Raw genomic sequence first — 15,574 nt, forward strand, 5'->3', positions numbered from 1 at the left:
CGGAGAAACTGGAGTTCGGGGCGCCTCAGCAGGGCGGAAGCGTCTGGCTGGGCATCTGGCTGGGCGCGCTGGTCGACGACGAGCGCTTCTGCGCATCGATCGGCGCATCCTGCGGCACGACGGCAGGCGTGTTGCCGCAGGGCGTTTTTTGCGCCATGTCGGGGCTCCCGCCGGGCGGCGGTTCGAGATCGCCCTTTCGGCCGCAGGCGCCGAGCGCGAGAAGAACGGAAAGGCCGAGCGCCGCCGTGATCGTCATTCGCCGGTTCATCTCACTTCTCCCTGCTGCCAAGCTCGTTTCGCCACCAGGCGACCGAGGCACGCACATTTTCGGGGGCCGTGCCGCCGAAGCTTGTCCGGCTGCGGACCGAATTGTCGACGCCCAGTACAGAATATACCTCATCGGTGATGCCGGGCTCCACTTCCCGCATCTCGTCGAGCGAGAGGCCATCGAGATCGATGCCCCTCTTCTCGGCCCTGGCGACGAGCGCGCCGGTAATGTGATGCGCCTGACGGAAGGGCACATTGAGGCGCCGGACCAGCCAGTCGGCAAGATCGGTCGCCGTGGCGAAGCCGCGAGAGGCCGCCGCGCGCATTTCCTTCGCGTTGACGGTCAGCGTCGATATCATGCCGGTCATGGCGGCAAGCGAGAGCGACAGCGCATCAAGCGCGTCGAAGGCGGCTTCCTTGTCTTCCTGCATGTCCTTGGAATAGGCGAGCGGCAGGCCCTTCATGACGATGAGGAGCGAGGTGAGGTCGCCGATGACGCGGCCCGACTTCGCGCGCACGAGTTCGGCGGCATCGGGGTTGCGCTTTTGCGGCATGATCGACGAGCCGGTGGTGAAGCCGTCGGTCAGGCGCACGAAGTTGAAGCCCGGCGTCGACCAGATCACGATTTCTTCGGCAAGGCGCGAGAGATGCGTCGCGGCGATTGCGGCGGCCGACATGGTTTCCAGCACGAAGTCGCGGTCGGACACGCTGTCGAGCGAGTTCCGCGTCGGGCGGTCGAAGCCGAGGGCCTTGGCCGTCATGTGGCGGTCGATGGGGAATGAGGTGCCGGCAAGCGCCGCGCTGCCTAGCGGGCTCTCGTTGAGGCGCCGCCGCGCATCGGCGAAGCGGCCACGGTCGCGCGCTGTCATCTCGACATAGGCGAGGCAATGATGGCCGAAGGTCACAGGCTGGGCCGTCTGCAGATGAGTGAAGCCCGGCATGATCGTGTCGGCGTTGGCTTCCGCCTTGTCGAGCAGCGCCTTCTGGAAGTCGGCAAGCTGTTCGTCCAGATGGTCGATCGTGTCGCGGATATAGAGCTTGAAGTCGAGCGCCACCTGATCGTTGCGCGAACGAGCCGTGTGAAGCCTGCCCGCCGACGCGCCGATGAGGTCCGCAAGCCGCGATTCGACATTCATGTGGATATCTTCAAGCGCCCGCTTGAACTCGAAGCGGCCTTCCTCGATCTCGGCCAGCACGGCATCGAGACCGGCGATGATTTGATCGGCATCGGCTCTTGAGATAATTCCGGTTTCGGCCAACATGGCGCAGTGCGCCTTCGAGCCCCGGATGTCCTGGGCAAAGAAGCGCTGATCGAAGCCGATGGAGGCGTTGATCTCCTCCATGATGCGGTCGGGACCTTCGCCGAAGCGGCCGCCCCACATTTTGTTGCTCATCGCGAGATTCCCCGGGCGTCGAGCCCGGCCCGGAGTCGCGGGGGCGCGGAGTTCTGAGACCCGATGTTACGTTTCAGCAGCAAGACTATCCTGATAATCGCCGCCGCCGTCATTATCGTCGTTGCGGCGGTATACTTGATCGTCGGCCCCTTAGGCAATGGTACGGGGGGCACGGGGAGCAGCGAGGCTCCCGCCGGGGGTGGCGAGGCGGCGGTGCTCGCGCCTTATGCGACGGGCGACATGGAGAATTTCAAGCCGGAAGCGCAGGCAAAGCCCGTGCCCGACCTCGCCTTCAAGGACGGGGAGAGCAAGGATGTCCGGCTTTCGGACTTCAAGGGCAAGCTCATCCTCCTCAATCTCTGGGCCACATGGTGCGTCCCCTGCCGCGAGGAAATGCCCGCCTTGAACCGGCTGCAGGCGGCGATGGGCTCGGGCAAGTTCCAGGTTCTCGCCCTCAGCGTGGACAAGGACGGGCATGACCTCGCCAAGGCGTTTCTGGCCGAGGTCAAGGCCGACCATATCGCCCTCTATAATGACCCGACCTCGCGGGCGAGCTTCGCCATGAAGGCTTTCGGCCTGCCGACCACGGTGCTGGTCTCGCCGGACGGCAAGGAAATCGGGCGGCTCGTCGGACCTGCGCATTGGGACGGGCCCGAGGCTCAGGCGCTTATCGGGGCGACGCTGAAGGCCTACCCTCCACGCTGAGGGGCCCGAAAGGGGGTCAGCGCTTGTCGGTGACGAACATGGCTCCGAGCATCTGGGCAATACTCGTGCCGCCCGCCGTCAGAGGCATGGAAACGGCGTGGAGAGCGAGATAGGACCGGTCGGAACTCGACATGGTGCCGTTGACGAACACGGGTTCCTTCAGCGCATAGGCGCGGCGGGTTACATCGAGCCAGCGGAATTGGACGATTTCGGGTCTTGTCGGCACGGAAGCGCGAGTGCCGAATTCAGACAGGCATTTGCCCGTCCGCTCCTCACCGACAATGAGGACGAGGGCAGTGCCAAAGAGGCGGGTGCGGAAATCCTCGCCGTCGCCGAGCACGTCGCAGATGATGAGGTTTGGGAGGAGTTTGACGATCTCCGCGGGCGAGATGTCGGCCCGATCGGGCATGGTGCGGGGGCCCCGCTTCGCCAGCCAATAATCGGTAAGCGCCGATACGCCGGGGTGGTCCGGGGTATCGCGATATCGCAATCCTTGGTCGAGCTGCCCGTCGCTGCTGACGCCGCGCTCCATATGGATCCCACCTCTGCAATGCCACGCTATCGAAAGATGGCGTATTGAGCTTTGCAGCCGCGGGTTAACAAATTCTGTCGGCAGATGATCCGAATTGGGAAAGTATTCAGCGCGTCGGCACGGGCGTTTCGCCGCGGTAATCATAAAAACCGCGCTGCGTCTTGCGTCCTAGCCAGCCTGCCTCGACATATTTAACCAGAAGCGGGCAGGGGCGGTATTTCGAGTCGGACAGGCCATCATGCAGTACCTGCATGATGGAGAGGCAGGTATCGAGGCCGATGAAGTCGGCAAGTTGCAGGGGCCCCATCGGGTGGTGCGCGCCGAGGCGCATGGCCTTGTCGATGCTCTCGACCGAGCCCACACCTTCGTAAAGCGTGTAGACGGCTTCGTTGATCATCGGCAGCAGGATGCGATTGACGATGAAGGCAGGGTAGTCCTCGGCATTCGCCGTCTGCTTGCCGAGGCGGCCCGCGAGGTCGCGCACCGCGTCGAATGTTTCATCATCCGTTGCGATGCCGCGCACCACTTCCACCAGTTCCATGACAGGAACCGGGTTCATGAAATGCATGCCGATGAATTTTTCGGGGCGGTCGGTGGAGGCGGCCAGCCGCGTGATGGAGATCGAGGAGGTATTGGTGGCGATGATCGCGTCTTCGCGCAGGTGCGGACAAAGATCGGCGAAAATCTTGCGTTTCACCGTCTCGTTTTCGCTGGCCGACTCAATGACGAAATCCGCCGTCTCGAAGGCGTCATAGGTCACGGCGGCGGAGATCCGGTCGAGGGCGGCGTCGCGGTCGGCGGCGGTGATGCGGCCGGAATGCACCTGACGGCTCAGATTGCCGTCGATCGTGGCGAGCCCGGCCTCGATGCGCTCCTTGGTGACATCATTCAGAAGGACCTCGCAGCCTGCGAGTGCGCAGACATGCGCGATGCCGTTGCCCATCTGACCCGCGCCGATAACGCCGACCTTGCGAATGTTCATGCTGTCCATCCAAACCTGGCGCGGAATGTCCGGCGCCGGAACTACAATACTCTAACAGAAGACCCGTCTGACAAAAACGGCGCTGCGGGAGGCCAGCAGCGCCGTTTGTCATCGATGAGACTACATCGTCAGGCGTCAGAGGCCGATCTTGGTCAGTTCCTGCTCCAGCGCCGGAACGGCCTGGAAGAGGTCGGCCACGAGGCCATAATCGGCCACCTGGAAGATCGGGGCCTCTTCGTCCTTGTTGATCGCGACGATGACCTTGGAGTCCTTCATGCCGGCGAGATGCTGGATCGCACCGGAGATGCCGACCGCGATGTAGAGGTCGGGCGCGACTACCTTGCCGGTCTGGCCGACCTGGTAATCGTTCGGCACGAAGCCCGCGTCGACCGCGGCGCGCGAGGCACCCACGGCGGCGCCGAGCTTGTCGGCGATCTTGTCCAGCATGTGGAAGTTGTCGCCCGACTGCATGCCACGGCCACCGGAGACGATGATCTTGGCCGAGGTGAGTTCGGGACGATCCGACTTCGTCAGATTCTCGCTGACCCATTCCGAGAGGCCCGGATTGGCGGCGGCGGCGATCTTCTCGATCGAGGCAGAACCCGTCTGGGCCGCAGCCGGGAAGGCCGTCGTGCGGACCGTGATGACCTTCTTCGCGTCGGTCGACTTCACGGTCTGGATCGCGTTGCCGGCATAGATCGGACGCTTGAACGTGTCGGCGCTATCGACCTCGATGATTTCCGAGATCTGCTGCACGTCGAGGAGCGCCGCGGCGCGCGGGGCGAAGTTCTTGCCCACGCCGGTGGCAGGGGTGACGATCGCGTCATAGGAGCCGGCGAGGCTCACGACGAGGGCGGCGAGCGGCTCGGCCGTGCGATGCGCATACTGCGCGTCGTCGGCGACGAGGACCTTGGAGACGCCCGCGAGCTTCGCGGCGGCGGCGGCGACACCGTCGACGCCCTGGCCCGCGACGAGCACATGCACGTCGCCGCCGAGCTTCGTCGCGGCGGTTACGGCCTTGGCGGTCGCGTCGTTGAGGTTTTCGTTGTTGTGTTCAGCAATAACCAGCGTGGTCATCCGATCACTCCCGCTTCCTTGAGCTTCGAAACAAGCTGCTCGACAGATTCAACCTTGATGCCGGCCTGACGCTGCGGCGGCTCGGTCACTTTCAACACCTCAAGGCGCGCCTTGACGTCGACGCCGTAGTCGGCAGGCGTCTTTTCGTCGATTGGCTTCTTCTTCGCCTTCATGATGTTCGGTAGCGAAGCATAGCGCGGCTCGTTGAGGCGGAGGTCCGCGGTCACGATCGTCGGCATGTTGAGCTTCAGCGTCTGCAGGCCGCCGTCGATTTCGCGGGTGAGGAGGATCTTGTCGCCATCGAACTCGATCTTCGAGGCGAAGGTGCCCTGCGCCCAGCCGAGAAGGGCGGCGAGCATCTGGCCCGTCTGGTTCGAATCGTCGTCGATCGCCTGCTTGCCGAGAATGACGAGGTCGGGCTTTTCGGCCTCGACGATGCCCTTCAGGATCTTCGCGACATTGAGCGGCTCAACCGTCTCATCCGACTTCACGAGGATGCCGCGGTCGGCACCCATGGCAAGCGCCGTGCGGATCGTCTCGGTCGACTGGGCAACGCCGATCGACACTGCGACGACTTCGGTCGCCTTGCCCGCTTCCTTCAGACGGACCGCCTCTTCGATGGCGATTTCGTCGAAGGGATTCATGGACATCTTTACGTTGGCGAGATCGACGCCCGTCTGATCCGACTTCACGCGGATCTTGACGTTGTAGTCGACCACGCGCTTCACGGGCACGAGGACTTTCATCGAGATAGACTCCCTGGGCGTCGCCTTGGTTTTCCGGAGCAAGAACGGCTCACCGCGGCGACGGACTTGGTGTTGAGGTTTCCGGGCCTTCAATCCGCTTTCCGGCGTCCCGAGAAGGCGCTTTTCAAGCGGTCACCCATGATGGGAGCGCCATGACGGAAGAGAAGGTCCGGCCACGCGAAAAAAACACTGGCCGTTGTTGCGGTGCGGCAACCTAGAGCCGCCATAAGCCCCTGTCAACGAATAGGGGATCGGCGCCGCAAAGCATCGGAATGGGGCAAAAAGCCTTTTGGCAGCAATGGCTTGAGGGGTGACCTGTTCAGCGGTGCGCGCCTGGTGTCCAGAGCACGTCGCCGGTGCCCCGGCCTTCCGGTGCCCAGTTCGCATAACGCGCCGCGACAAAGAGGAAATCGGAGAGGCGATTGAGGTATTTGAGCGCGGCTTCGCTCACCCCGTCGGGCGTCTCATGGGCAAGCGCGACGGTGAGGCGCTCGGCGCGGCGGCAGATCGTGCGGGCAAGGTGGAGATGGGCTGCGGCCGCCGTGCCGCCCGGCAGGACGAAGGAGCGGAGCGGTTCCAGATTTCCGTTCAATTCGTCGATTTCGCGCTCGAGCCGCGTCACCTGCGCCTCGACGACGCGGAGTGGTTCATAGCCGAGTTCCGCCGCCGTCTTGCCCGGCGTCGCCAGATCGGCGCCGAGATCGAAAAGGTCGTTCTGGATGCGGGCGAGCATGGCGTCGAGCGCCGGAATGCCGCCGGTATGGAGCCGCGCCATGCCGACGGCGGAATTGGTCTCGTCCACGGTGCCGTAGCTCTCGATCCGCAGCGCATGCTTGGGCAGGCGTTCGCCGGTGGCGAGCGCCGTCGTGCCCTTGTCGCCGGTGCGCGTGTAGATCTTGTTGAGCGTGACCATCGGGACTTTAGACTTTCGCGAAGGGCAGCATACGCTTCAGCACGGCGTCGTGACGGATGAAGTGATGATAGAGCGCTCCGACCACATGAGCGGCGATCAGGGCCGCGATGACCCAGGCGTTGAGCCCGTGCAGGTCTTCGGCAATGCCATGGATCGCCTCGTTCGGCGCGATCTGGAGGCCGAGGACTCCGAAGGCTTGAAGGTTGAACTTCGACGTCGTTGCGATGGCGAGCCCGAGCAGCGGCTGCAGGATGACGAAGAAGTAAAGGCCGTGATGGGCGGCTTTCGACGCAATGACCTGCCAGCGCGGCATGTCGGCGGGCAGTGCGGGTGCAGGATGGCCGAGGCGATAGATGAGGCGCGCGAGCATGAGCACCAGAACGGTGATGCCGACGCCTGCGTGAATCTGCATCACGCCGAGGCGTTCGTCCTTCGGCAGGTCTTCGACGGTCCAGCCGCCATAGAGCATCAACGCGATGAGAACGACGATCGTCCAGTGGAACGCTTTTGCAACGCCCGAATAGGGCTGCACGGTCGCCATGTTTGCCTCGGACATCTTTATCTCCTTCTGTGTTTCCCCGCAGGCTCGCGCGGGACGGGTCTGCGATCAAGCCCCGCCTCGCCGAATCAGGCCTTTCGCCATGAGCGGCGCCATTTGGCGATGGCCTCGCCGATTTCATGCGGGCTGTCTTCCTGAAGGAAGTGATTGCCCTTCACGGTGACTTCCGTCTGGTTCTTCCACGTCCGGCAGAATTCGCGCTGCGCGCCGGTCAGGATCGCGCCCGGGTCCGCATTCACGAAAAGTTTCGGGATATCCGTCGTTGAAAGCCAATCCGCATAGGACTGCACGACTTCAACGACGAAGGGCGGTTCGCCATCGAGCGGAATCTGGCGCGGCCAGGTGAGCGTCGGGCGGCGATCATCGCCTGGCTCGCGGAAGGGGCGGCGATAGACTTCCATTTCTTCGGGCGTCAGCTTGCGGAGGATCGAGCCCGGCAGCACTGCTTCAATGAAGAGGTTTTTCTCGAGGATCATTTCCTCGCCCTTGTCGGAGCGGAAGCCCTCGAAGATGCGCCGCGCGCTGGGGTTCCACTCTTCCCATGTGAGCGGACGCACGATCCCTTCCATATAAGCAATGCCTTCGACTGCATTGCGGTGGCGGTTCGCCCAGTCGAAACCGAGCGCCGAGCCCCAGTCATGGATGACGAGCGTGACCTTCTCGTGCACCCCGATCGCCTCAAGGAAGGCACCGAGAAAGTTACGATGCTCACGGAACGTGTAGCGCTCGGGGCCCGAGGGTTCGAGCTTGTCGCTGTCTCCCATGCCGATGAGATCGGGCGCGATGCAGCGTCCCTGATCGGCGAGATGTGGCATCACATTGCGCCAGAGATAGGAAGATGTCGGATTGCCATGCAGGAAGACGATGGGGTCACCTTCGCCCATCTCGGAATAGGTCATGTGCCGGCCAGCGATGTTGACCGTCTTCTTGGGAAGCTCTGCGGCGGAAATCTCTGTCATGGGGGCCTTCTCCTTCGCTCCCTTGTGCTCTTTTCCCGAAGGATAGACGCCAGACGACCGCGCGATCAAACCTGCATATGCGTGCCAAATAAAAAGGGCGCCCCAAGGCGCCCTTTTCGCGGTTTCACGCCGAAATCAGAACTTGAAGCCGTAGCGCACACCGACGTCGGTGAGGCCCGGATTAGCGTCGCACAGGCTCGCATTCGACATGTGGTCGATGGTGAGCATCAGGCTTGAATGTTCGTCGAAACGATAGCCGAGCGAGGCGCTTTCGTGGAACATTGCGCGGCAACCGAGGTTGAGCTTCGTGCTCGTCTCGTGCTCCGTCTCGCCGTTATGGATGGCGCCGCCGAACGTGCCTTCGACGAAGAGCGCCTTCGTGAAGTCGTAATCCCAGGCGAGGCCCGCATAGGCGATGCTGGTCCCGTTACCGGTGTTGATGTTCGCGCCGATGATCGGACGCGGCGCCCAGGCCCATTCGAGGAAGTCCGGCGTCTTGAAGAGAACCTCGGCATTGATGTCCGGGTTGCTCGTTTCGTGACGCGTCGCGAACAGGTCGGTGTTGTGGTCGTAGACGCCGACGCGCAATTCGTCGACCCAGTCGGACGCCAGCGCGGGCGCAGACAACGCCACAACGGCGGTCGCCGCCGCGGCGGCCGTCAGAAGCTTGCTCTTCAGCACGATATTCCCCTTCATCATAGCCGCCGTTCGACGGCATCAGCCTTCATCGCAAAATAACCCAGTTTCACGCCGCTTCGGCATGTTTCGACAAAATCTAGACGAACTGTTGCCGATTTGTCGCTAGTTCTGTCCGGAAATGAAGCCGTCGTCCACGGGTTTCCGGGCTCAGCGGCTCGTGAAGTAGAGCGCGCCCATCAGGAAGACGATCGCGACGAATTGCAGGATGACGCGCCAGCGCATCAGCGTCTGCGACGTCGAGGCGGCCCCGCCACGCATCATGTTGAATAGGCCGAGCGCAAGCACCAGGACCACGGCGGCCATGGCAATCGGGCCGAGATAGCGGAAAAGCTGTTCCACGATGCGTTCCTTTGCTTCCTTGTTTTAGTTGCCGCCTTCAAGAAGGCGGCGGGCAATGACCTGGGCCTGAATTTCGGCGGCGCCCTCGAAGATGTTGAGGATGCGCGCGTCGCAGAGGACGCGGCTCACCGGATATTCGAGCGCGAAGCCGTTGCCGCCGTGAATCTGCAACGCATTATCGGCCGCCGCCCAGGCAACGCGGGCGCCGAGAAGCTTCGCCATGCCAGCCTCAAGGTCGCAGCGCCGTCCGCCGTCCTTTTCGCGCGCTGCGTGATAGGTGAGCTGTCGGGCGACGAGGATTTCGACGGCCATCATCACGAGCTTTCCCGAGACGCGGGGGAAGTTGAAGATCGGCTTGCCGAACTGGATGCGCTCCTGCGCGTATTTGAGGCCAAGCTCGAGGGCGGCCTGCGCGACGCCAATGGCGCGGGCGGCCGTCTGGATACGGGCGCTTTCGAAGGTCTGCATCAATTGCTTGAAACCCTGGCCTTCCTCACCGCCGAGGAGGTTCTCGGCCTTCACCTCGAAATCGTCGAAGCCGATCTCGAATTCCTTCATGCCGCGATAGCCGAGCACGCGGATCTCGCCGCCGGTCATGCCCTTGGCGGGGAAGGGGTTGGCGTCGTCGCCGCGCGGCTTTTCCGCAAGCAGCATGGACAGGCCCTTGTAGCCCGGTGCATCGCTGGTGCGGCAGAGAAGCGTCATCACATCGGCGCGGGCGGCATGGGTGATCCAGGTCTTGTTGCCAGTAACGCGATAGACGTCGCCGTCACGTTTGCCGCGTGTCCTGAGGCTCGCGAGGTCGGAGCCGGTATTGGGCTCGGTGAAGACGGCGGTGGGCAGGATTTCGCCGCTCGCGATCTTCGGGAGCCACTTCGCCTTCTGCTCGGGCGTGCCGCCGCCGAGAATAAGCTCCGCCGCGATCTCGGAGCGCGTGCCGAGGGAGCCGACGCCGATATAGCCGCGCGAGAGCTCTTCCGAGACCACACACATCGATTCCTTGCCGAGGCCGAGGCCACCGAATTCTTCCGGGATCGTCAGGCCGAAGACGCCGAGCTCGGCCATTTTTGCGATGACTTCGAGCGGGATGTATTCGTCCTTCAGGTGCCAGTCATGGGCGTAAGGCACGACTTCGGCGTCGGCGAAGCGGCGCATCTGGTCGCGAATCTGCTCGTAGGTGTCTTCGAGGCCCGCGTCGCCGAAGCTTGCGGCACCCACATTCTCGGCGATGAGCTTCGCGAGGCGGGCGCGCACTTGCGCGGTGTTGCCCTGTGCGATCAGGGCGCGGACATCGGCGGTGTGGAAGGCTGCATGGTCTGTGTCTGAAATGCCGAGATCCTGCGGGCGCACGATCTCGCCCTGACTCATCGGAATGCCACCGGAAAGCTGCGAGAGATATTCGCCGAAGGCGACCTGAACGATCAGCGCCTCGATTTCGCCGAAGCGGCCTTCCTCCGTCATGCGCGCCGCATAGGCGGCGAGCTGGCGCAGACCCTCGACATAGGTCGCCATCCAGGACAGACCGTGCGCGGCGAACTGCTCGCGTTCGATCAGTGCCGCCGAAATCTTGCCGTCGTGGCTCACCTTCAGGGCAACAGCCGCCTTGGCCTTCGCGAGCAGGGTTTCGGCGCTCGTGGCCGCGCTTGCAGCCAGGGGCAGGAGATTGCCAAGAACAAGCGCTTTGGCGGCGGTTTCGGCGGTGTTTGTCATGGGGCGGTACTCGTAAGGGCTGGCGGGCGGGCTCAAGGGGGGACGGACCTTGTACGAGCGAAGGAGGGGATCGGCTCAGGCGGGCGTCCAAGGGACTATATAGCCCGAAGCGCCGGACCCGGCCAGCGCATGTGCGGGAGGTTTTCAGGTCATAAAACTATGCTTGGCGCCCGGCGGAAGTTCCGGTCAGACTGTCTCCTTCTGAAACATGGCTGTGGGGGCTATTCATGAAGGCGGTTGCTCTGCTTCTGCTCCGGCTTGTCACCGGACTCTATCTGCTCGCCTGGTCGGTGGTGAAACTTACCAGCACCGACCGCGCGGTTGAGATTTCCAACAAGCTCTATTTCGGGCTTTTCAGCAATCCGGTCGTGCAGCATGGGCTGGGGGCGCTGGGGGGCGTGCTCGGGCTTTTCGTTATTCTGGGCTTTCTGCGCAGCTTCTCCTATCTGGTGCAGGCGCTGGTTCTGGCGCTCGGCGTCGGTGTGCTGGCGAAGACCATGACCGCGCCCGTCGATTTCGCGAGCGGTGTCGATCTGACGACGGCGCTCACGCCCTATCTGGCGCTGTTCGTTGCCGCCGTCGTGCCGCTGCTGGCCAAGTTGGATGATGTCCTCTCGCTCGATGTGTTTCTCGCCTGGGCCGAGCGCAGGCTGGGGCGCGACGAACTGGCTGCCCCCGTGGTGACGGCGGCGGCGGTCGCCGCTGCTGCCGCCGCGGCCGATGAGGTCGCGCAGTATGACGAGCCCGCTTACGAAGAGCCCGCTCAGGAAGATGCTGTCGTCGAGGCCGCGGCGCCCGAAGACGCCTATGCCGCACCTGCTGTCGACGAGGTGGCGGTCGACGCCCCTTTGATCGAGGAAGCGGCGGCGGAGGATGTCGCGGTGGAAGCGCCGCCGGCTGAAGAGTCTGTCATGGAAGCGCAGGCCGGGCCCGTTCCGCTGGAAGTCGCCGTCGACGAGGCGCCTGCGGTTGAGGTGCAGGCCGTCGAAGAAGCTACTCCCGAAGCGGCTGGGGAAGCAGAGCCCGCGCTCGAAGAACTCGCCGCCGTCGAGGCGCAGAAGCACGAGGCTCCCGCGCCGACGGTGCATTGAGGAATTGCGGGAGGCGAGCCTTTAGAGGTTCGCCTCCGGCGGAACCGTGAGCGGTATCTTCAGATAGCGGTGCCCGTTCGCTTCGGTCTTCGGCAGATGACCCGCACGGATGTTGACCTGAACCGACGGCAGCAGCAGCACGGGCGCTGCAAGCGCGGCGTCGCGCATTTCGCGCATGGCGACGTAGTCATCCTCGCTCACGCCATCGTGGATATGGATGTTATGCGCGCGTTCCTCCGCAACGCTGGTCTCCCATGCATAGGTATCGCGGCCGGGCGCCTTGTAGTCGTGACACATGAAGAGCCGCGTCTCTGGCGGGAGAGAGAGTATCCTGTGGATCGAGCGATAGAGTGCGTGCGCATCGCCGCCGGGAAAGTCCGCCCGCGCCGTGCCATAGTCCGGCATGAAGAGCGTATCGCCGACGAAAACGGCATCACCGATCCGGTATGAGATGCAGGCCGGTGTATGACCCGGCGTCGCCAGAACCTCGAAGTGGCTTTGACCGAGCGGAATCCTGTCGCCATCCGCAAAGAGTGCATCGAATTCGCGGCCATCGGACGGCGCGTTCTGGCCGAAGAGCGGCCCGAAGATTTCCTGCACCTTGCCGATATTGGCGCCGATGCCCGTCTTCGCTCCCGTTTTCGCCTTCAGATATTGCGCAGCGGAGAGGTGGTCGGCATGGGCATGCGTTTCGAGAATCCATTCGACCTTCGCGCCGGATTCGCCGATGGCGGCGAGAAGCCGGTCTGCGCCGATGGTTGTGATCTTGCCCGATTTCGGGTCGTAATCGAGCACCGGGTCGATGATGGCGGCCGTGTCCGTCGCGGGATCGCGCACGAGATAGGTCACGGTGAAGGTCGCTTCATCGAAAAACGCCCTGATGTCGGGTTTCGTCTGTGCGGACATTTCCTGATCCTCCGTGGCTTCGTACCTTGACAATATATTAGGTTTATCTAATTTAACAAGGTCTGTTGACCCGAAGAGGTTGCCGCAATGGCGCTCAAATCCATTTCACCTGCCAAGGCCAGGAAACTCGTCGGCCGGGGTGCGCTCGTGGTCGATGTTCGCGAGCGCGGCGAATTCGCGCGCGAGCATATCGAAGGCGCTCGCAACGAACCTCTGTCCAGCCTGGGGCGTATCGAAGAGCCGGACCCCGGCGCGGTCATCATCTATCATTGCAAGTCTGGTATGCGAACGCGCGCAAGCGCGAAAAAGCTCGAAGAGTCAGCCAATTGCGAAGCCTTTATTCTCGAAGGCGGCATCGACGCCTGGAAGGCGACCGGCCTTCCGGTCGTCAAGGGAGGCGGCGCGGACGATGCGGCGCATCAGATGCAGATCATCGGGCTGAGCGTATTTTTTATCGGCGTCGCGCTCGGCATGTCCGTCAATCCCGCATTCTATGCATTGGCTGCCGCCGCGGCTGTCTGGCTCATACAGGGCCTTTTCCGGCGCGCTTGATGGAGGTCGCATGATCCCCCTGGCCGATATTCTCACGCTTGGCTCCGGTACGCTGATCGGATTGACGCTTGGGCTCATCGGCGGCGGCGGTTCGATTCTCGCCGTACCGCTCCTCGTCTATGTGGTGGGCGTCACCTCGCCCCACGTCGCCATCGGCACCAGCGCTATCGCGGTCGCCGCAAATGCGCTGGTCGGCGTCGCGCTTCATGCGCGGGCGCGCTCGGTCAAATGGCCTTGCGCTCTCGTCTTTGCGGGCTCCGGCGTCATCGGCGCGTTTCTCGGCGCGCGTGCGGGCAAGGCCGTAGGCGGCGAATTCCTGCTTTTCCTCTTCGGCCTCCTCATGATCGCGGTCGGCGTCACCATGCTGCTCAGAAAAGGCGCGGGCGGCGATCACGACGTCCGTCTCAATCGGGTATCGGCGCCAGCGCTTCTTCCCTCGCTCACGGGTTATGGGCTCGGCGTCGGCCTGCTGTCGGGGTTCTTCGGAATCGGTGGCGGCTTCCTGATCGTGCCGGGCCTCATCAACGCGACCAACATGCCGATCATCTTCGCGGTCGGATCGTCGCTCGTTTCCGTCGCCGCCTTCGGCCTTGCCACGGCATCGAGCTATGCGCTGGCGGGCCTTGTCGACTGGCATATGGCGGCGCTGCTGCTGGCGGGCGGTGTGGTCGGCGCGCTGCTCGGCACGACGCTCGCGCGGCGGCTGGCGGCGGAAAAGGCGCTGCTTGCGCGCCTCTTCGCCGTCATCGTGATGCTGGTGGGTCTTTACGTCAGCGTGCGAGGCCTCGCCGCGCTGCTTTAGCTGTTGCCGGCCTCGATCGCGTCCTCATAGGTGCGAAGCCCGGGATGCTTGGCCGAGACGAGCACGGCCATGTTGCCGGGCAGATGCTCGTTCTTCCACATCTTCATATGCGCCTTGGGAATGTCTTCCCATGAGAAGACCTCCGAAAGGCCGGGGTCGATGCGGCGCTCGATGACGAGCTGGTTCGCGGCCGAGGCCTGCTTCAGATGCGCGAAATGCGAGCCCTGAATGCGCTTCTGCCGCATCCAGACGAAACGTGCGTCGAAGGTGATGTTGAAGCCAGAGGTGCCGGCGCAGAAGACGACCATGCCGCCGCGCTTCGCCACCATGCAGGAGACGGGGAAGGTTGCCTCGCCCGGATGCTCGAAAACGATGTCCGGATCGATGCCCTTGCCCGTGATGTCCCAGATCGCCTTGCCGAACTTCCGCGCCTCTTTCATGAAGTCGTTGAATTCGGCGGAGTTCACCTTGGGGAGCTGGCCCCAGCAGTTGAAATCCTTGCGGTTGATGACGCCCCTGGCACCGAGCGACATCACATAGTCGCGCTTGCTCTCGTCCGAGATGACGCCGATGGCATGGGCGCCCGCGGTCGCGCAGAGCTGCACGGCGAAGGAGCCGAGGCCACCCGATGCACCCCAGACCAGCACGTTCTGGCCGGGTTCGAGCGTGTGCGGGCGATGTCCGAAAAGCATGCGATAGGCGGTGGCGAGCGTCAGCGTGTAGCAGGCGCTTTCTTCCCAGGTGAGGTGCTTGGGGCGCGGCATGAGTTGCTGCGACTGCACGCGGGCGAACTGGGCGAAGGAGCCGTCCGGCGTCTCGTAGCCCCAGATACGCTGCGAGGGCGAAAGCATCGGGTCGCCGCCATTGCACTCCTCGTCGTCATGGTCGTCCTGGTTGCAATGGATGACGACTTCGTCGCCGACCTTCCATCGCGTGACCTTGGAGCCGACCGCATAGACGATGCCCGACGCGTCGGAACCGGCGATGTGATAGGGCACCTTGTGAACGTCGAAGACGGAAATGGGGGTGCCAAGCGCGGCCCAGACGCCATTGTAATTGACGCCCGCCGCCATCACGAGAACGAGCACGTCATGGCTGTCGAGTTCCCAGGTCGGCACGACTTCCACCTGCATCGCCTGCTCGGGCGGTCCGTGGCGTTCGCGGCGGATGGTCCATGCGTACATGTTCGCCGGGACATGGCCGAGCGGCGGAATCTCGCCGATCTCGTAGAGATCCTTCTTCGGAAGCGGATTGTCGCTCACGGCAGCGGCCGTGCTGTCGGTCTTCGCCATACTCTGTCCTCGCTCATGCCCCCTGGGTCCTTCGCCGACGGCTGACGCC

General features: G+C 63.5%; 18 protein-coding genes. 4 read left to right on the forward strand and 14 right to left on the reverse strand.

Annotation, left to right across the window (positions count from 1 at the left end; genetic code table 11):
• Window positions 1-25: 25 nt before the first annotated feature.
• A complete protein-coding gene (gene lptM, locus F2P47_RS15185; RefSeq protein ID WP_152217233.1) occupies window positions 26-268 on the reverse strand; it encodes an LPS translocon maturation chaperone LptM in 243 nt (80 codons plus the stop codon).
• A 1-nt stretch (window position 269) separates the two neighbouring features.
• A complete protein-coding gene (argH, locus tag F2P47_RS15190; RefSeq protein WP_152217234.1) occupies window positions 270-1,661 on the reverse strand; it encodes an argininosuccinate lyase in 1,392 nt (463 codons plus the stop codon).
• A gap of 63 nt (window positions 1,662-1,724) precedes the next feature.
• On the opposite strand from argH, the gene F2P47_RS15195 reads away from it, so the two are divergent.
• Window positions 1,725-2,366 carry a TlpA family protein disulfide reductase gene (locus tag F2P47_RS15195; protein ID WP_152217235.1) on the forward strand — a complete coding sequence of 214 codons (642 nt, stop codon included), beginning with the start codon at window positions 1,725-1,727 and terminating at the stop codon, window positions 2,364-2,366.
• A 16-nt stretch (window positions 2,367-2,382) separates the two neighbouring features.
• Here F2P47_RS15195 and F2P47_RS15200 read toward each other — a convergent pair whose 3' ends face one another.
• The 10 genes from F2P47_RS15200 to F2P47_RS15245 form a co-directional block, all read right to left on the reverse strand.
• Complete coding sequence (locus F2P47_RS15200; protein WP_185681150.1) at window positions 2,383-2,898, reverse strand: PAS domain-containing protein; 516 nt, start codon at window positions 2,896-2,898, stop codon at window positions 2,383-2,385.
• Between the two features lie 106 nt (window positions 2,899-3,004).
• Entirely contained in the window at window positions 3,005-3,880 is an 876-nt protein-coding gene (locus F2P47_RS15205; RefSeq protein WP_204886711.1) for a 3-hydroxybutyryl-CoA dehydrogenase, read from the reverse strand.
• Window positions 3,881-4,015: 135 nt separating this feature from the next.
• Window positions 4,016-4,957: an electron transfer flavoprotein subunit alpha/FixB family protein gene (locus F2P47_RS15210; protein ID WP_152217238.1), complete on the reverse strand. Its 942-nt coding sequence runs from the start codon at window positions 4,955-4,957 to the stop codon at window positions 4,016-4,018.
• Complete coding sequence (locus tag F2P47_RS15215; RefSeq protein WP_152217239.1) at window positions 4,954-5,703, reverse strand: electron transfer flavoprotein subunit beta/FixA family protein; 750 nt, start codon at window positions 5,701-5,703, stop codon at window positions 4,954-4,956. The genes F2P47_RS15210 and F2P47_RS15215 overlap by 4 nt, the downstream gene beginning before the upstream one ends.
• A gap of 319 nt (window positions 5,704-6,022) precedes the next feature.
• The gene (locus tag F2P47_RS15220) at window positions 6,023-6,616 is read right to left on the reverse strand and encodes a cob(I)yrinic acid a,c-diamide adenosyltransferase (RefSeq protein WP_152217240.1); all 594 of its coding nucleotides are present in this window, start codon (window positions 6,614-6,616) and stop codon (window positions 6,023-6,025) included.
• 7 nt (window positions 6,617-6,623) lie between these two features.
• Complete coding sequence (locus tag F2P47_RS15225; RefSeq protein ID WP_152217241.1) at window positions 6,624-7,172, reverse strand: cytochrome b; 549 nt, start codon at window positions 7,170-7,172, stop codon at window positions 6,624-6,626.
• Window positions 7,173-7,243: 71 nt separating this feature from the next.
• Complete coding sequence (locus tag F2P47_RS15230) at window positions 7,244-8,134, reverse strand: haloalkane dehalogenase (protein ID WP_152217242.1); 891 nt, start codon at window positions 8,132-8,134, stop codon at window positions 7,244-7,246.
• A gap of 135 nt (window positions 8,135-8,269) precedes the next feature.
• Entirely contained in the window at window positions 8,270-8,815 is a 546-nt protein-coding gene (locus tag F2P47_RS15235; RefSeq protein WP_185681151.1) for an acyloxyacyl hydrolase, read from the reverse strand.
• Window positions 8,816-8,980: 165 nt separating this feature from the next.
• On the reverse strand, window positions 8,981-9,175 hold the full coding sequence (locus F2P47_RS15240) for a twin transmembrane helix small protein (RefSeq protein WP_204886715.1): 195 nt from the start codon (window positions 9,173-9,175) through the stop codon (window positions 8,981-8,983).
• A gap of 21 nt (window positions 9,176-9,196) precedes the next feature.
• Entirely contained in the window at window positions 9,197-10,882 is a 1,686-nt protein-coding gene (locus F2P47_RS15245) for an acyl-CoA dehydrogenase family protein (RefSeq protein ID WP_152217245.1), read from the reverse strand.
• 227 nt (window positions 10,883-11,109) lie between these two features.
• On the opposite strand from F2P47_RS15245, the gene F2P47_RS15250 reads away from it, so the two are divergent.
• Window positions 11,110-11,973 (forward strand): hypothetical protein, encoded by an 864-nt coding sequence (locus tag F2P47_RS15250; protein WP_152217246.1) that lies wholly within the window; start codon window positions 11,110-11,112, stop codon window positions 11,971-11,973.
• Window positions 11,974-11,994: 21 nt separating this feature from the next.
• On the opposite strand, the gene F2P47_RS15255 is transcribed toward F2P47_RS15250, so the two are convergent.
• Window positions 11,995-12,879 (reverse strand): MBL fold metallo-hydrolase, encoded by an 885-nt coding sequence (locus tag F2P47_RS15255; RefSeq protein WP_152217247.1) that lies wholly within the window; start codon window positions 12,877-12,879, stop codon window positions 11,995-11,997.
• Window positions 12,880-12,966: 87 nt separating this feature from the next.
• On the opposite strand from F2P47_RS15255, the gene F2P47_RS15260 reads away from it, so the two are divergent.
• Both F2P47_RS15260 and F2P47_RS15265 read left to right on the forward strand, forming a co-directional pair.
• The gene (locus F2P47_RS15260) at window positions 12,967-13,431 is read left to right on the forward strand and encodes a rhodanese-like domain-containing protein (RefSeq protein ID WP_152217248.1); all 465 of its coding nucleotides are present in this window, start codon (window positions 12,967-12,969) and stop codon (window positions 13,429-13,431) included.
• Between the two features lie 10 nt (window positions 13,432-13,441).
• Window positions 13,442-14,233, forward strand: a complete 792-nt coding sequence (locus F2P47_RS15265) for a sulfite exporter TauE/SafE family protein (RefSeq protein ID WP_152217249.1) — start codon at window positions 13,442-13,444, stop codon at window positions 14,231-14,233.
• On the opposite strand, the gene ccrA is transcribed toward F2P47_RS15265, so the two are convergent.
• Window positions 14,230-15,525: a crotonyl-CoA carboxylase/reductase gene (ccrA, locus tag F2P47_RS15270; protein WP_152217250.1), complete on the reverse strand. Its 1,296-nt coding sequence runs from the start codon at window positions 15,523-15,525 to the stop codon at window positions 14,230-14,232. The genes F2P47_RS15265 and ccrA overlap by 4 nt on opposite strands.
• Window positions 15,526-15,574: the final 49 nt, after the last annotated feature.

This window comes from Parvibaculum sedimenti, assembly GCF_009184905.1.
GTDB lineage: Bacteria > Pseudomonadota > Alphaproteobacteria > Parvibaculales > Parvibaculaceae > Parvibaculum > Parvibaculum sedimenti.

Bases quoted from the DNA above. Each gene is read 5' to 3' on its own strand.
- lptM (WP_152217233.1), bottom strand. From the start codon at position 268: ATGAACCGGCGAATGACGATCACGGCGGCGCTCGGCCTTTCCGTTCTT.
- argH (WP_152217234.1), bottom strand. From the start codon at position 1,661: ATGAGCAACAAAATGTGGGGCGGCCGCTTCGGCGAAGGTCCCGACCGC.
- F2P47_RS15195 (WP_152217235.1), top strand. From the start codon at position 1,725: ATGTTACGTTTCAGCAGCAAGACTATCCTGATAATCGCCGCCGCCGTC.
- F2P47_RS15200 (WP_185681150.1), bottom strand. From the start codon at position 2,898: ATGGAGCGCGGCGTCAGCAGCGACGGGCAGCTCGACCAAGGATTGCGA.
- F2P47_RS15205 (WP_204886711.1), bottom strand. From the start codon at position 3,880: ATGAACATTCGCAAGGTCGGCGTTATCGGCGCGGGTCAGATGGGCAAC.
- F2P47_RS15210 (WP_152217238.1), bottom strand. From the start codon at position 4,957: ATGACCACGCTGGTTATTGCTGAACACAACAACGAAAACCTCAACGAC.
- F2P47_RS15215 (WP_152217239.1), bottom strand. From the start codon at position 5,703: ATGAAAGTCCTCGTGCCCGTGAAGCGCGTGGTCGACTACAACGTCAAG.
- F2P47_RS15220 (WP_152217240.1), bottom strand. From the start codon at position 6,616: ATGGTCACGCTCAACAAGATCTACACGCGCACCGGCGACAAGGGCACG.
- F2P47_RS15225 (WP_152217241.1), bottom strand. From the start codon at position 7,172: ATGTCCGAGGCAAACATGGCGACCGTGCAGCCCTATTCGGGCGTTGCA.
- F2P47_RS15230 (WP_152217242.1), bottom strand. From the start codon at position 8,134: ATGACAGAGATTTCCGCCGCAGAGCTTCCCAAGAAGACGGTCAACATC.
- F2P47_RS15245 (WP_152217245.1), bottom strand. From the start codon at position 10,882: ATGACAAACACCGCCGAAACCGCCGCCAAAGCGCTTGTTCTTGGCAAT.
- F2P47_RS15250 (WP_152217246.1), top strand. From the start codon at position 11,110: ATGAAGGCGGTTGCTCTGCTTCTGCTCCGGCTTGTCACCGGACTCTAT.
- F2P47_RS15255 (WP_152217247.1), bottom strand. From the start codon at position 12,879: ATGTCCGCACAGACGAAACCCGACATCAGGGCGTTTTTCGATGAAGCG.
- F2P47_RS15260 (WP_152217248.1), top strand. From the start codon at position 12,967: ATGGCGCTCAAATCCATTTCACCTGCCAAGGCCAGGAAACTCGTCGGC.
- F2P47_RS15265 (WP_152217249.1), top strand. From the start codon at position 13,442: ATGATCCCCCTGGCCGATATTCTCACGCTTGGCTCCGGTACGCTGATC.
- ccrA (WP_152217250.1), bottom strand. From the start codon at position 15,525: ATGGCGAAGACCGACAGCACGGCCGCTGCCGTGAGCGACAATCCGCTT.